This window comes from Nostoc sp. C117, from assembly GCF_043099735.1.
Classification (GTDB): domain Bacteria; phylum Cyanobacteriota; class Cyanobacteriia; order Cyanobacteriales; family Nostocaceae; genus Nostoc.
Map to the genome: position 1 here is coordinate 3521960 of NZ_CP170991.1, position 16053 is coordinate 3538012.

The 16053-nt window shown below is 41.9% G+C and carries 10 protein-coding genes; 2 read left to right on the plus strand and 8 right to left on the minus strand.

Annotated features, from left to right (window positions below; all coding sequences use genetic code 11):
* Positions 1-118 precede the first annotated feature (118 nt).
* Positions 119-2563, minus strand: a complete 2445-nt coding sequence (locus tag ACFG4S_RS15315; RefSeq protein ID WP_392535984.1) for an ATP-dependent helicase — start codon at positions 2561-2563, stop codon at positions 119-121.
* A gap of 1088 nt (positions 2564-3651) precedes the next feature.
* Here ACFG4S_RS15315 and ACFG4S_RS15320 point away from each other — a divergent pair.
* The gene (locus tag ACFG4S_RS15320) at positions 3652-5496 is read left to right on the plus strand and encodes a vWA domain-containing protein (protein ID WP_392535599.1); all 1845 of its coding nucleotides are present in this window, start codon (positions 3652-3654) and stop codon (positions 5494-5496) included.
* Positions 5497-5555: 59 nt separating this feature from the next.
* Here the strand turns inward: ACFG4S_RS15320 and ACFG4S_RS15325 are convergent, their stop codons facing one another.
* Positions 5556-6350, minus strand: coding sequence for an aspartyl/asparaginyl beta-hydroxylase domain-containing protein (locus ACFG4S_RS15325; protein WP_392535985.1), 795 nt, complete (start codon positions 6348-6350; stop codon positions 5556-5558).
* Between the two features lie 117 nt (positions 6351-6467).
* Here ACFG4S_RS15325 and ACFG4S_RS15330 point away from each other — a divergent pair, with 117 nt between their 5' ends.
* Complete coding sequence (locus ACFG4S_RS15330) at positions 6468-7937, plus strand: amidohydrolase family protein (protein WP_392535600.1); 1470 nt, start codon at positions 6468-6470, stop codon at positions 7935-7937.
* 35 nt (positions 7938-7972) lie between these two features.
* On the opposite strand, the gene ACFG4S_RS15335 is transcribed toward ACFG4S_RS15330, so the two are convergent.
* The 6 genes from ACFG4S_RS15335 to ACFG4S_RS15360 all read right to left on the minus strand — a co-directional run bounded on the left by ACFG4S_RS15335 (position 7973) and on the right by ACFG4S_RS15360 (position 15805).
* Positions 7973-8890 carry a DUF4437 domain-containing protein gene (locus tag ACFG4S_RS15335; RefSeq protein ID WP_392535601.1) on the minus strand — a complete coding sequence of 306 codons (918 nt, stop codon included), beginning with the start codon at positions 8888-8890 and terminating at the stop codon, positions 7973-7975.
* A 317-nt stretch (positions 8891-9207) separates the two neighbouring features.
* Complete coding sequence (locus ACFG4S_RS15340; protein ID WP_392535602.1) at positions 9208-10023, minus strand: alpha/beta fold hydrolase; 816 nt, start codon at positions 10021-10023, stop codon at positions 9208-9210.
* Positions 10024-10078: 55 nt separating this feature from the next.
* Positions 10079-10378, minus strand: coding sequence for a protealysin inhibitor emfourin (locus tag ACFG4S_RS15345; protein ID WP_392535603.1), 300 nt, complete (start codon positions 10376-10378; stop codon positions 10079-10081).
* 341 nt (positions 10379-10719) lie between these two features.
* Positions 10720-11799, minus strand: coding sequence for a M4 family metallopeptidase (locus tag ACFG4S_RS15350; RefSeq protein WP_392535604.1), 1080 nt, complete (start codon positions 11797-11799; stop codon positions 10720-10722).
* 444 nt (positions 11800-12243) lie between these two features.
* Entirely contained in the window at positions 12244-12960 is a 717-nt protein-coding gene (locus tag ACFG4S_RS15355; protein ID WP_392535605.1) for a methyltransferase domain-containing protein, read from the minus strand.
* Between the two features lie 574 nt (positions 12961-13534).
* Positions 13535-15805 carry a RelA/SpoT family protein gene (locus tag ACFG4S_RS15360; RefSeq protein ID WP_392535606.1) on the minus strand — a complete coding sequence of 757 codons (2271 nt, stop codon included), beginning with the start codon at positions 15803-15805 and terminating at the stop codon, positions 13535-13537.
* Positions 15806-16053: the final 248 nt, after the last annotated feature.

A 16053-nucleotide genomic window follows, 5' to 3' on the forward strand; every position in this document is an offset into this window, starting at 1 on the left:
CTAGCTAAAAACCTTGTTTTACTTCTGACCAAAACAGTGCTGAGTAAAAATTAAAACTAATTTCACTCAGTACTATTGAATTCTCAATTTTTTGTATATATGTATGCCTCCTGCCTCCTTAGTTGGTTATCATTGTTGGAGTGCCGACAACATATTCAGGAAATTGGCGCTTTAGTGCCCCAAAAACAGGACATGGGGTTTGTTCTTGTAAATTTTCCGGTTTACTCCAAGTAAAGGGCGCTTTGAGTGCCGCAGACATCCATAACAACAGCTTTGCTCGTGTCATCGCAACGTAGAGTAAACGATATTCTTCAGATATTTTTAATTGCTTGGCTTGTTCCCATGCTTGCGTTACATCCGGTATGGTAGATTCTCCGTGGAGAGCAGCGCGAATTTGGGCACGGGCTACTTCTGATAAGGTAAAATCACCTAAGAACTGGCTTTGGGGAGGAACCCAAAATCTTCCAGGAATCAAGTTTTCGTGTAGAAAGGGAATAAAAACATAATCCCAGTCCAGCCCTTTGGCTTTGTGCATAGTAATAATGGTCAATTGACCGCGACGGGTGTAACGTTCTTCTGAATCTTCGGTTTCTACTGGTTCAAACCGTTCAGAACTGACGATTTCACTTAATGCTGACAGCATTGACCTCATGGAACTATTGCTAGCTATCTGCTGGTTTACCCGTTCTGCTAGTTTATCAGCAGTTGCCAATTCTGCCTGGTCGTAATTTAAGGTCAAGGCGAGGAAAGAAATGAGCTGATACAAAGGCAATTCCAAGCGGGCGCGGAGTAAACTACGGCATAAATGGGCAGCTTTTTGTACTGGTTCTGGCTGGGATACTGCTAAGGGGCTAGGATACAAAAATTCTTCTGGTAGACTTGCAAGGGCGTTGAGGTCTTGGGTAGGAATTAGCTGACGCTGCACCAATGCTTCTAGTGCGGCTTTGAGGTAATCGGGAGAGTGGGGGCGATCGCAAAATTGGAGCAATGCTAAAATTTCTTGGGGAACATGAGAACGGCGATCGCGTTCTCCCACATCGTAAAGTGTAATATTATGTTCTTTGCACACAGATGCCAGAGCCTCTCCTAACCATCGTCCCTGGCGATTTTCTCGCACTAAAATCGCGGCACTATTTTTTGTCGGATCTTCACCAAATAACTGAATTATTCTTTGAGATAACAATTCAACAGTGTGATGAATATCACGGGGAGTATATAATTCTAATCCCCCTCCTATGGCTGTTGGGTTGGCGTTAGCTTGAGGATCGCCAGCGTCAACAGGACGAATTGTCTGTAAGCGAAATGGTACTTGTCGGTTATCAGTAATCTGTTGTTTATTATTAGTGATTGCTGACCACTGACTATTGATCCATTTGAGAGTAAAGTTAGCAGCATCAATAATTATTCTCGTACTGCGACCGGCTTGATCCATCGTCGCCAATCGTTGAATGCGATCGCACTCTTCGCAAAATTGCCGAAAATAAATCGGATCGGCTGGCGTAAAAGTAGAATTAATCGCCTGATTCGGATCGCCAACCCGGACTAGGTTGAGTGCTGAGTGCTGAGTGCTGAGTGAGGAGTGAGGAGTGAGAAGTGAGGAGTGAAGAGTTAGGAGTGAGGAGTTGTCCCCCTTGTCCCCCTTGTCCCCCTTGTCCCCTTGTCCCCTTGTCCCCCTGTCCTCATCTCCCCCATCACTCGCCAAAATTTCCAACAACTGCGTCTGAAGTGGGCTAGAATCCTGGGCTTCGTCTTCAAAGACAGCGAAAACTTGGTTTTGCTCGATGCGACGGGCACTGTCGTTTTCTAAAACTCGCAGTGCAGCTAAAATCATATCGTCGTAGTCGATGAATTCACGCGATCGCATTAACCTTTGATATTGCTCGTACAATCCTGCGGCGACAGTCAAAATTCCATATTCGTCTGTGGTTTGTTGACTCCACTCCTGCAACTGTTCTGGTGATATCCCAGAACTTTTGGCTTCATGAATTACCGTATTAGCTAATTCCGGCAATACTTCTGTTCGCAGCACCGATTGGCGACGTAACCTTTCTGTTTCTTCACCGTCAAATTGATGACCTTCTAATAACCGCAAATAACGTTCTGGATTATTGCCAATCCATTGCTCTACTGCTGTGCGGATAAAACGGTGACTTTGGGTTGGTGTAATTAACGTGACGTATTCTAACTGCAACCCAGATAAATCAGAATGGCGAGTGGCAATGTTTAACGCTAGACCATGCAAAGTATAAACAAAAAAGCCTGTTTGAGGTAAACCCAAATCATCTCGTAAGTATTTGCGAATCTTGGCTTTAATATTGGCAGCAGCCGAGCGAGTAAAGGTGACAACTACTAGCTGACGACGCGAAGATGAGCGCGATTCGGCAGAACGTTCATATTGACGTGCAATGGCGATCGCCGCTGCCGCCGCCATCCCGGTAGATTTTCCTGCACCAGGAACGGCAGAAATCGCCAGAGGACCAGATTGCCAGTCAGCCATATGTTGCTGTCCAGGGCGCAAACCATTGCGAATGCGCGCTATGGCTTCTGCCCGTGGAAATGACAGGGGCGATCGCTGCAATACTTCTGAATGGAGATGTTCTTGAGGCACAGTAATACCAATTTAAAATTCAAAATGACGTTCGCGGACTCGCTCTAAGCGAAGCCATGCCGTTCGCGTTAGCGTCTCTGAAAGAGAAGGCTTTACGCTGCGCTAACAAAATTAAGAAAGCCTGATTTAATTTTGGTTTCAGATTTATATCTCTATCTGTCACATTCTTTTTTCAAATTGATATATACAGTGAGGTTATTGTTCTGAATATAGCGGTTCTTGTAAGAGGATGTTTGAAAAGTCATGATTGATGTATCAAATATTCTTTTACCCCACCCTAACCCTCACGCCACTTGCTCCACTTGGGGAAACCCCAAGACCGCAGTGGCTCCCCTTATAAAGGGGAGGGAACCGGATTTTCTTGTTTCCCCCCTTTATAAGGGGGGATTAAGGGGGGTAATCATTCGATTAATATCACAACATAGAACTTTTCAAAGAACCTCTAAGCTTTGGTGTATCTTTGCGTCCCCAAGGTGATGAGGGGGATAGGAAGTTTGCACCTTTTTACTCGGACGTTGCACCTTTTTACTCGGACGTTGCACCTTTTTACTGGAACATTGCACCTTTTTACTCGAACATTGCACCTTTTTACTGGAACATTGCACCTTTTTGCCGGAACATTGCACCTTTTTGCCGGAACATTGCACCTTTTTACTGGAACATTGCACCTTTTTACTGGAACATTGCACCTTTTTGCCGGAACATTGCACCTTTTTACTGGAACATTGCACCTTTTTACTGGAACATTGAACCTTTTTAGGGACTTCCAGAAAAAAAAGACTCAACTAATTCTTGTGGGGTGGCGTCTCGCCCGCCCGTAGGCAGAGATTTTAAAATAATTCGTAATTAAACCAATATTCATTACCCAGTCGTAGAGAATTCATACTGAATTCTGACTCCTGAATTCTTCTTATAAAACTTTACATTAAATTTGCCTCTGAATACGGAACACATTGGTTTCTGGGTACACTAAAAACAGCACTGGCTATCCATACGGCATAAGACTTAAGGCTGATCGCAGATAAATCGGAGGCGTATAAAAAATGCTCAAGATAAGTTACGACTTTGACCAGGCAATTCTACCCGCAGGATCTTCATTAAAGACTAATATTCTGCTGCGTTTTCGTGCTGACATCGCTGAATCTCCCCGACGTAACCTTAACCTTTCTCTGGTAATCGATCGCTCAGGCTCAATGGCAGGTGGTCCTTTGCATCATGCACTAAAAGCTGCTGAGTCTGTGGTAGATCAACTTGAGCCACAAGACATTCTCTCGGTGGTTGTTTACGACGATGCCGTGGACACCGTTATTCCACCCCAGTCTGTGAGTAACAAAGCGGCGCTGAAAAATTCCATCCAAAAGGTAAGAGCAGGGGGTATTACAAACTTGTCTGGGGGATGGCTCCAAGGCTGCGAACATGTGAAAACGCAACTCGACCCCCAAAAAATCAATCGTGTTCTGCTGCTTACCGATGGTCATGCCAATATGGGGATTCAAGACCCGAAAATATTGACCACGACATCAGCGAAAAAAGCTGAGGAAGGCGTTACCACAACTACTTTAGGTTTCGCTCAGGGTTTCAATGAAGACCTTTTGATTGGGATGGCGAGGGCTGCTAACGGCAACTTCTACTTTATTCAGAGCATCGATGAAGCAACTGAAGTATTTAGCATTGAGTTAGACAGTCTTAGAGCAGTGGTAGGCCAAAATCTCAAGGTAACACTTGAGTTAGCTGATGGTGTCAGCCTTGTAGATACCTTAAGTTTGGCTAAAGTTAGTCATGAAGGTGGTAAAACAGCGATCGCTTTAGGCGAACTTTACGAAGGCGAAGACAAACTTTTGGGATTGAGTTTAGAGATATCCTCTGCTCAAGTTGGCGAATTACCTCTGATGAAGTTGCATTACACCGCCGATGTTGTGCAAAATGACGTAATTCAAAATGTCTCAGGCACAGCAGATGTCGTCGTCAAAGTTGGCACCGTAGAAGAAGCTGCTCTTGCCTCTTCTAGCCATATCATTCTAGAATTAAGCCGCCTCACCATCGCTAAAGCCAAAGAGACAGCCCTCAATTTAGCTGAACATGGCAGACATGAGGAAGCCGAACAAATCCTTCGGGCGCTGGTGAAAGAATTACGCGATAAGGGGCTAAATGAGAATTTTGAAATTGCAGAAGAGATAGACCAGCTAGAGTATTTCGCGGGGAGAATTGCCCAAAAAGCTCTGGGTAATGCCGGACGTAAAGAACTGCGGGATCAGAGTTACCAAACAATGACACGCAACCGCACCGATTTAGCAGGTCGCGGTGTCACGACTGGCGATGAAGTATACGCCATGCCGGTTGTCAATGAAGTGGGTTCTGGCGTTGAATTACACTGTCTGCGTGAAGGCGGTAAACTGCGGATCAAAGTCATGTCCGACGGCTACGATTCAAGTAAAAATGTCCAGTTTCCCCGCGCTATTCGTGCCGAGGGCGCACGCTATGTAGTTGAAGGATTGGAACTTTCCAGCGATAATACTTTCTACCGTGTCCGTGGTAACATCACTCGTCTGACTCGACCAGGTGAAGCAGATAACTTTGTTGCCCATAGGCAATCGAGGTCAACTAACACAGGCAAAGCATCCAAAGGACCTGCTAGTGCCGCCGACCTGCCGACAACTGACAATACAAAGGATGGTATTCTCGTTCAGTGTGTCAAAGATGGGAGCAAGCTCCGTGCTAGAGTCGTTTCCGACGGCTATGAACCAGATTGGAATATGCGTTTTCCGCGATCGGTTCGGGAAGAAGGAATGCTTTACGTCGTCGATGAAATCAAAACAGCACCCGATGGCAAATCTTATATTGCCTGTGGTGAAATTAAGCGATTTGTCCAACCCACCATGACTAATTGAAGATAAAAAAACATCCTAAATTTTCTTGTGGGATGGGTGTTCGCACCCGTCCCATTGTTTTATAAGGCTTTATCCCACTCTAATTGATGAGCTAAACCATACTTAATAAAATCTTCTTCCTTAGCTTTGTCGCTTTTACCAAAAACACCTAAACTATAAGGGTTATCTTGCATACGTTGTGTGACTTGCTCTCTCTCAAAGGCGATCGCTTTTTCTCTAGGCATATCTGGTTTAAAAAAGTCTACAACCAAGACAGTGCGATCGTAATTTGTATAATTATGCGGACAGTGTGGATAGCTGTGATCTAAAACCATGAATTCTCCTTCATGCCAATAAAGCTCTTCATGGCATATTTTCATCGCTATATCCCCCTCTGGCACAATTAACCCTAAATAGCCACGATTCATATGAGGGTTATAGTTTACATGTAGTTTGATATCCAACCCTGGATGGAATGTACCAAAATACACGTTTCTGATAATTTCATCATGATTTAAGTTTACTTTTTCTATCAGATTAGCCAAATTGGGAAAATATTTTTCTCTTAATATAAATGCTTTTTCTGATGCCTCATTTGACCCATACTCAACATATTTTATTTGATGAAATTCAATATATTTATCAATAAATAGCCCTTGAAATAAGATACCAAAAGCACTGTATTTAGAATTACCTTTGGTTTTAATCGTTTTACTTTTAGGTCCTAGAATCTCGTAAGTAAAATTTAACTCTTCCTGAGATGCATTTTTAATAAAGTGTGTAAATTCATCTCTAATCACTTGCCAATTATCTTGAATTTTTTTTAAAAAAGTAAATTCTTTTGGGTCTATATGATATTCATTAAAACTTTCCATTATCTTTTCTCCTGAAGATGATTTCATAAAAAAGCGTTACATGGTGGTGGAATTTAGTCTGTATCCCGGTAGGATGTGGGAATTACTGACTAAGCTCATTTTAGTGTGAGGTTTACTGTGTCTGAAACTCCCGTATTAGATAAAATTATCAAAAATGTGCGGGTAGTTCGTCCCCATGAGGAAGCGATTGAACTACTTGATTTAGGCATTAAGGACGGAAAATTTGCTCAGATTGCCTCTAATATTAGCCCAAACACAGGCAAAGAGGTATTTGATGGCAAAAACTTACTGGGCTTTCCTGGGGTCGTAGATGCTCATATGCACATCGGTATCTATCAACCCCTCGACAAAGATGCTGTCACTGAAAGCAAAGCAGCCGCAATGGGAGGCGTGACTACCAGTCTAAATTACATCCGCACAGGGCAGTATTATCTGAATAAAGGCGGTTCTTATAAAGATTTTTTTCCGGAAGTCTTAGCTTTATCCGCAGGTAATTTTTTTGTTGATTACAGTTATCACATTGCACCTATAGCCAATCAGCATATCGATGAAATACCTTTATTGTTTGAAGAATACGGTGTATCTTCCTTTAAAATATTTATGTTTTATGGCGGATATGGTTTGCATGGTTTGTCAGACCAACAAAACCTCTTTTTAATGATTAACAAAGAGGAAAGATACGATTTCGCCCATTTTGAATTTATCATGCGTGGTCTAACTCGCTTAATGGAAAAACATCCAGAAGCGCGAGATACTATCAGCTTAAGTTTGCATTGCGAAGTAGCAGAAATTCTCAACGCCTATACAAAAATAGTTGAAACCGATTCTAGTCTTAGCGGATTACACGCTTACAGTGCAGCCCGTCCTCCTCATTCTGAAGGTTTAGCAATTTGTATTGCTTCTTATTTGGCACATGAAACTAACTGTGCAAATATAAATTTGTTGCATTTAAGTTCGCGTAAAGCAATGGAAGCAGCTTTGACTATGCAAACTGCTTTTCCTCATATCAATTTTCGGCGAGAAGTTACTGTTGGACATTTGCTATTAGATGTCGATACCCCTAATACAATTTGGGCAAAAGTAAATCCTCCTATCCGTCCCCGTGCTGATGTGGAATACTTATGGCAAGCAGTACTAAACCATCAAGTAGATTGGATAGTTAGCGATCATGCCTGCTGTTCTGCGGAACAAAAAAGAAGTGCAAAAGACCCGAATAATATTTGGTTAGCAAAGTCTGGTTTTGGCGGTACAGAATATTTGCTTTCTGGTGTATTGAGTGAAGGTAGGAAGCGGCGAATGTCCTACAACCACATGGCTAAGTTGCTATCTTGGAACCCATCCCGGCGCTTTGGTTTGTTAGAAAAAGGTGATATTGCGATCGGCTATGATGCTGATTTGGTATTGGTAAACCCCAATGAAACCTTTGTGGTAAGTGCTGCTGAGTCGGAATCACAACAAGGTTATACACCCTTTGAAGGAATGGAGTTAACTGGACGGGTAAAAAGTACCTTTTTACGTGGAAATTTGATTTACAACAATGGACAGGTTTTGGGTTCCCCCACTGGACGTTATTTGAAAAGATGTTAGAGTAATCTCCACATAAATGCGATCGCTTAAAATCCCTATTCTTTAATATGCCCATATGAAGACACTGTTGCAAGTTGGGATATATCCCTATCAACCCTAACAAAAGATAAATATCCATCAATTGTTCTGTGTCTAGGGTAAGTATCATAGCTAGGACAATAGCCTAAGTGATCCTTTGCGAACCGATAATTTCCTATGTCACAATATCCAGCCAAAGCAAATGCCTCTTCATTATATGATTGAATGATTCCATAGTGACCGTCATAATGTGGCAAGATGGCAAGTAACCATGTTCCACCGCCGTTATTATGTTTCCTTAAAAACTTCTTTTTTGCTACTTCAAATTGAACTGTATCTGTCTTATTCCAAGGCAACAATTTGCTATCCAATGCAGGAATAAATTCACTTATTCTTGCATGGGGATGATTAGTTTTTGCATATTGGTACTTGAGTGGGACTGGACCATTTTCCATCCAAAGGATTTCCGCTTGTTCTTTGCCTAAAACTTTCCAAGATTCTATCATTACCCCTGCGGGAATAAAGGAATAAGAATGTTTATCTAGTCGCCATTCACCAACTTGAATTTCACCAGCAAGAATAAAAATTTCCAAATCAGCTGTAAAGATACCAGATGGCGCTTTAAATTGGGGTGGTAGTACTACTCTTGAAGTAGATGCGCCACAATCATGCCAAGTCAACAATCTTCTTCTTCCTACTAATACTTCATCTGGCATTCCACTGATTCGCCATCCTGGTTCTTCAGGCACAGCATTTGTGTTAAAAAATTGATGCTTACGAGGTATGTACTCTTTCGATATTGCCGTGCATCTTCCCGATAAATTCAAGTTTCCTCTACCATCTCCACCCCAATCTTCTTTTACAGAAGCTACATTTAAAAAATCATCAACTTTGTCTTCTGCTACGGAATTAAAATTTATATTCTCTTCACCCACAACTCTAATTTCTCCTGTTCATATCCTTCTTGTTACGAATTTGATATAGGAGTGCGATTTGATTTCTGAAAAAATCTAAACTATCTGTAGGGTGTGTTATGGCGTAGCCTAACGCACCTCAATCGTTAACTGGTGCGTTAGCCTTTGGCTAACGCACCCTGCTGGCGTGGCAAGACTAAAATAGTGCAATAGATTTTTGAGAAAATTGAGATAAATCAATGTTTTCTACTTTTTTCTTAATGCACACATTTAGCCTTGCCACGCCACCACGTATATTTCAGAAATCAAATATGAGTCCTATATTATATTGTTATCAGTTAATTGTCCTCTAAAAACCCCATTACTATCTTTGATATTTTTTCAGGTATTTGGTTCATCATACATATTGTTCCGCCTTCAATATCAATCATCTTTGCATGAGGAATTGCTGTTAAAATAAACTCCCTATTATCTGCATTAGCAAACCCTAGTCTTTCTAATTGTTTTACGTCTTCTGTACCAGATAATATGAGAGTAGGAGACTTAATTAAACTAAATCTTGCTTCCATTCTTTGGCAGTAGTCGATAACAGCCAAAGGTGCATACCAAGGATAGCCAAAACCTTTTAAATCGTCTAAAACCCAACGGTGATTTAACTCCGGAGAACCTATATAGCTTGCTCTGGCTGACCATCTTTGCATCAAATGGGAACCGTCTGCTTGTATCTTGAGATGTTCAAATTTATTGGATAAAGCTGCTTTTCCCTCTTCGCTAAAGTTATCTAAGTTACATAATATAATTTTTTCGACTCGTTCAGAATAAGCTGCTGCTACTTCGGCTGCTACACAAGCACCTGTATGGTTCCCAAGAAGACTTGTGGTTTTTATGCCTAATTCGTCTAGCAGTAAAATAACAGTTTTTGCGTAATCTTCAATTGAATACATTCTTGACAGTTTATCAGAATCTCCTAATCCCAAAAAATCCATAGCCATGACTAGTCTTTTCTGAGCAAAGATTGGTATCAACTCCCGGAATTCGTCACTACTTCGGAAGTTTTGATGAAGTAAAAGCAGAGGTTTTCCCTCGCCACCAATCCGGTAAAGAATCTGCCCGTCTTCGGTGTCTAAAAAAGCTCGCTTGATTGGTTTATTCATAATACCCTGATAAATTTAGGATTTATGTCAGTATTTATTTAATTTTTTCGGCAAGTTATATTTTTTGTGCTGTGTTTTGTAGCCATTCAATCAGGGGTCTTAAAGTTCCTGGCAATGCTGTTTCGCTGACAGTCACCGTATGCTGTTTGTTGTTATCTTCTACTGTTAATTTATATTGAAAGCGATCGCTCTGGGGATTTGCCGAAGTAATTAGTTCCGGTAGCCTAAAGAAATCAGCAACTTCCACTAGTCGGGGAAGTGTCGCAGCTTCATGTGGCGGGAGAGTATCTGTATCAACGGTTGTCTTTTTGCTAATTCCAGCAAAGCCACCTGTGCGTTCAAAGGATACCCGCATTTTTTGCTCTCCATTGTGTTATTTAGTTGGGATAAATACTTAAAGTGGGAGGTGATAGTTCTTATCTCCCACTTTAGCAACAATACACAAGAGATTTATCAATCCTGAGTGTTGAATTAGGGAGTGGAAGGTATTAAACCATTTATTTCTAACTCCTCACTCATAACTCCTAACTCTTAGAGGTTGTTTGAAAAGTGGTTGGCTGTGATTTTAGGTACTTATTGATCCCCCCAACCCCCTTAAAAATGGGGGCAAAACCTTTCAAAGTCCCCCTTTTTAAGGGGGATTTAGGGGGATCTAAAACGTTTTGCTACCAAGAAGAGGACTTTTCAAACATCCTCTTAGATAACTCCTACCTTTTGCCAAGCATTCTGCACAGCTTTTTGCTCATCACTACCATTACCGTAGAGTTCCCCAGCAACTTGAATGGTGACGTTTGCAGCTTTTTTAAAATCTGCTTTGGCATTTAAGCGATCGCGTAAAGTTATGTACCAGATTTTACCAGCTTTTTCCCAGGCATAGCCACCAATTTCAACAGCTGCTAAATAAAAGGCATAGTTAGGAATGCCTGAGTTCATATGCACCCCACCGTTATCATCAGTACCAGTATATTGATCTTTCACATGGGCTGGTTGAGGATCTTTACCCAATACTGGATCGTCATAAGCTGTTCCCGGTGCTTTCATGGAGCGCAGGGCTACACCTTTGACAGTCGGTACTAAAAGACCTTGGCCAATCAACCAATCTGCGTCTTGTGCTGTCTGATTTTTGCTCTTTTGTTTTACTAGGCAACCGAAGACATCAGAAAATGATTCATTTAGTGCCCCTGGTTCACCATAGTACTGTAAACCCGCTTCATATTGGGTTATACCATGAGTTAGCTCATGCCCAATCACATCAATTGATGTGGTGAAGCGTTGAAACAGTTCTCCGTCACCATCACCATAAACCATTTGATCGCCGTTCCAAAAGGCATTGTCATATTTAACGCCATAATGCACGGTGGAATCTAAACGCAGTCCTTTGTCGTCAACAGAATTGCGATCGAATATCTCATGAAACAAGTCATAAGTAGCACCAGCCGCATCATAGGCTTCATTCACGGCTGGGTCATTGCTTGGTGGATCTCCCTCACCTCGCACTAGTGTACCAGGAAGTTGCTGTCCATATTTCGCATCGTAGATGGTGCGGCGCTTCTCACCGGGAGAAGGTGCAAATGAGACATTACCTACGACGTTTCTCCGTCCCAGAAATTGTGCCGAAATATTTAATGTATGAAAAGCCCAAGTACGCTGCTGGGGATTCCCATTCACCACGACATTTTGTAGCATGTGAGGCGGGACAATACAACAAATAGGGCATCTAGAGTAAAGTGGATGCTCATTCTTAAACCCAGCTGATTTCTTTTTATTTCTAGCCATCCAATATATTCTCCTTTTCAAACTAAGTGATGGCAAACAGTGGTTTTAACTCCACTTTTCAAAAAACTAGAAAAACGAATACAAATCATGTGTTCCTGGTTTTTTCAGAAAACTTTCTACTCCTATTTTTAGATAAGTATGGGAAAGATGAATAGTACTCTTATGGTGTACTTTTGATGTAGAAATATTTCATAAAAGCATAAGGTAAGCTTAATTACCGCAAGTTTCAGCCAAAATCTTTGCGTCAGTCAGCAAGACCTCCTTTACAGATCGAATGCGTTTATATATTAGTTCTTATCAAGGATAATAATCTTATTTATTGCTGTTTTGTTACTATAGCAATCCTAAATTATTTATGAATCACAAAATTGCTGACTTTTCAAAGAAGTCAGCAATCTCAGTCTTTTATAAATGGCAAATTCGGGCATCCAAAATCTAAATTTGTTACAGCCAGCCACCAAATACTGCTAAACCATAATATTTCCAAGGTACTGCCACAGTTTTAAATCCAGCTTTTGTTAACATTTGTAAATGGTCATCTAAAGTAGCTAGCTGATCTTGACTGGAGTAACCTTCGGTGCTAATAATGCCACGTTTAGCACCAATCTCTGTCAAACTAATTCCTTCTTGAATTGCCCATTCCTCTCGTGCTGCCTTGTAAACTTCTACTAAGGCTGGTGATTCTGGTAAAGTGGGATCTGCATTCCAAAAACAGCCATCTTGAGTCAGGCTAGCAGCAATTTGCTCAAATAACTTCAATTTCATCTCATCGTGAAGATGGTGGATTGCCAAAGACGAAACACAACCATCAAATTCGCTACCAATATTGAACTTCTCTGGATTATTTGTCCAGTCGCCAAAATCTGCTTGTATACCAGTCCACTGCTGTTGATATCCTGCTGCTGTAATTTTATCTTGGGCAAATTGCAACATTCGAGGTGAGTAATCTACGGCAATTACTTGAGCATTTGGACACCGCTTGAGTATCTTCAGAGTAAGTTCACCTGTACCACAGCCTAATTCTAAAATACGCCGACTTGTGGAAGGTACACAACGGGTAATTACCTCCAGAAACTCATCATATCGTGGTAATAATTGACGAATACCAATATCAAAATCAGCAGTGTTGGCGAATACTTCTCCGGGAAATACATTTTGCATGGGAGTTGGAATAATATAAATACACTAATCAATATTAATCATCCATTATCGCTGAGGTACGCAGTACATCGGTGGAAACAACTTTTAAGCTGTTATGTATTTAGTTTATACATTTACCTGATGACTTTTAACCATTAACCGTCAACAGTTAACGACCCTCAAGAGTGTGTATATACTTTAGACGCACATCAGCTTAGTATATACATATGCAGAATGAAAAGTTTATGAACAAGGTTAATTTTGAACAACCTGATATCAGAGATAACAATATGCTCCAGAATACGATTTTACAGGTGGTTTACGTGAGAAGTATTACCAAGTTTATCGACGTTAACATACTGTTACCATTCATCAAACTGATGAGATAACTATTGTACAGAACTTTATTCCTGAAGATAGGGGAATGATACTTGATCCCGATGTACTTTATCAGCTTGTGAATCTCTAATTTTTCAGCACCGATTGCAAATGAATTGAGAGGTTCCTTTAATTTTTCTTGCTGTATGAATGGCAAATTTTTATCATTTAAATTGGTGCGTTAACGCAGTGTAACGCACCCTATCAATTGAGATACTTACTCGTCAATTTGACCAACGCGGCGGATATTCAAAATGTCGCTCATTTTCTTAATTTGCACAAACACTTGCTCTAATTGAAAGCGATCGCGTATATCTATTCCTAAGTCCATCAATGCAGGTTGACCAGTAGAGGTTTTCACCTGAGCATGGCGGACGTTGATCCCTTGGTCACTCAGCCGTGACAAAATATCCTTTAGCACTCCGACGCGATCGAGGGCTTCAATTTGAACATCTACTGGGTATGTGTGTGGACGACCGCTATTTTCCGCGCCTGGGTTCCATCTGACTGGTACTAAGCGCTCATACTCCACACTCTCCAGATTATGGCAGCCTTGGCGATGAATTGAAATCCCCCTACCTCGCGTCACCACACCAATAATTGGTTCGCCAGGAATCGGGGTACAACACCCAGCTAAATGATACACCAAGCCTTCTACCCCAACAATAGGCGAATCACTGGCGCGGGAAGTAGTTGGAGGCGCATCTCGCAAAGCTTTTGATGTACTTGGTTCTTTGGGGATAAATGGCGCCACTGTGGAAACTGGTTGTTGTCCCTTGGCCACTTCTCGCCAACGATTTAACACTAGGTTCAACGTCACTTCTCCGTAACCCAAACCGGCAAGTAAATCGTCCACGCTGTGATAGTTACACTTTTCGGCCACAGTTTCCATTGCATCCGACTTTAGCAAACTATCAAAGCCAGTTTTACCAAGTTCTTTTTCTAATAATTCTCTTCCACGGGCGACATTTTCTTCGCGGCGCGATCGCTTGTACCATTGTTTAATCCGATATTTCGCCGCCGAAGTCCGAACAAAGTTCAACCAATCTAAACTCGGATGGCAGTTCTTTTGGGTTAAAACTTCTACAATATCGCCATTGCAAAGCCGTGTTGACAGTGGCACCATTCGCCCATTCACCCGCGCCCCTGCACAGTGATTCCCCACTTCTGTATGAATGCGATAAGCAAAATCTATAGTTGTAGCACCAGGACTTAGAGGCACAACATCCCCCTTAGGGGTGAAGACATAGACATCATCTTCAAATAGATTATCTTTGACGCTATCAAGATATTCTTGGGCGTCCTTGAGATCGGTTTGCCATTCTAGCAGTTGCCGCAGCCAAGTAAACTTGTCATCTGTACCTGTCAAATGGCTAATGCTAGAACCACCTGTTTCTTTATACTTCCAATGGGCGGCAATCCCGTACTCGGCGATGTGATGCATTTCGATTGTCCGAATTTGCACCTCCAAAGGACGACCAGTTAACCCAATTACTCCAGTATGCAACGACTGGTAACGGTTAGGCTTTGGCAGTCCAATGTAGTCTTTAAATCTCCCAGGAATTGGGCGAAAAGCATCATGAACCACCGCCAACGCCCGATAGCAATCCTGATTCGTTTGCACAATAATCCGCAACGCAGCCAAATCGTAAATTTCATGAAATTCCTTTTGCTGGCGGTGCATTTTTTGGTAAATGCTATAAAGGTGTTTGGGACGACCACTGATATCCTGAAAGATGATGCCGGCTTGCTGCAAACGTTCCCGCAAAATATCTGTAGCTTTGGCCAATTTCTCTTCTCGCGCCGTCCGTTTTTCGGAAACATGTTCCTGCATTTCGCGGAAAGCTTCTGGTTCCAAATATTTAAAAGCCAAATCTTCCAGTTCCCATTTAATCCGCCAGATTCCCAAGCGATTAGCTAAAGGGGCAAAGATATCTCGCGTTTCTTGAGCGCTGCGGCGGCGGCTGGCCTCTGACATATATTGTAAAGTTCGCATATTATGCAAACGATCTGCCAATTTCACCACAATCACCCGAATATCTTGCGCCATTGCCAAAAACATCCGCCGGAAGTTTTCGGCTTGGCTTTCGGTTTTGCTGGTGAAATTGATTTTAGAAAGCTTGGTGACACCTTCCACCAATTGCCGTACTTCTGGGCCAAAGCGTTCTTCTATTTCTTGGCTAGTAACTTCTGTATCTTCAACGACATCATGGAGAAATCCAGCTGCTATCATAGCAGCACTGCCTCCCAAGTCACGCAGCAAGTCAGCTACAGCGATGGGATGAGCAATGTATGGTTCTCCAGATTTGCGGTATTGACCTTGATGCAGTTGGTAAGCAAATTCAAAGGCGCGACCAATCAACACTGCATCATTATGCCTTCGGTCATCTTCCGCTTCGGCGCTAGTTGTCGATGACTCCTTCAAACATTTTTTTAACCATTCCGGAATGGCTAGATCAACTGATGAATTTATAGCTAGACTGCTCATAGAATTGGGTTTAGACAGGATCGGTAGATTAAGTGAATGATAAATAAAACTAGCAGCATCGCCGTGAGAAGATGCTGTTGCCCAGAGACGGGTGAAAAAAGCAGTGTCGGAATGATTTTCCAATTGCCGATAGGGCAGCGTTGGGTATTCATCCAGTTTGAGTTTTAAGGATCATAAAGAAAGGCAAACAAAGCCTCAAACCATGATTTGAGGCTTCTAGTGCTGATAAGTGTTTAAGAAAGTTTATT

Coding starts and splice junctions, on each gene's coding strand:
- ACFG4S_RS15340 (WP_392535602.1), bottom strand. CDS start 10,023: ATGAATAAACCAATCAAGCGAGCTTTTTTAGACACCGAAGACGGGCAG.
- ACFG4S_RS15350 (WP_392535604.1), bottom strand. CDS start 11,799: ATGGCTAGAAATAAAAAGAAATCAGCTGGGTTTAAGAATGAGCATCCA.
- ACFG4S_RS15325 (WP_392535985.1), bottom strand. CDS start 6,350: ATGGAAAGTTTTAATGAATATCATATAGACCCAAAAGAATTTACTTTT.
- ACFG4S_RS15320 (WP_392535599.1), top strand. CDS start 3,652: ATGCTCAAGATAAGTTACGACTTTGACCAGGCAATTCTACCCGCAGGA.
- ACFG4S_RS15360 (WP_392535606.1), bottom strand. CDS start 15,805: ATGAGCAGTCTAGCTATAAATTCATCAGTTGATCTAGCCATTCCGGAA.
- ACFG4S_RS15355 (WP_392535605.1), bottom strand. CDS start 12,960: ATGCAAAATGTATTTCCCGGAGAAGTATTCGCCAACACTGCTGATTTT.
- ACFG4S_RS15345 (WP_392535603.1), bottom strand. CDS start 10,378: ATGCGGGTATCCTTTGAACGCACAGGTGGCTTTGCTGGAATTAGCAAA.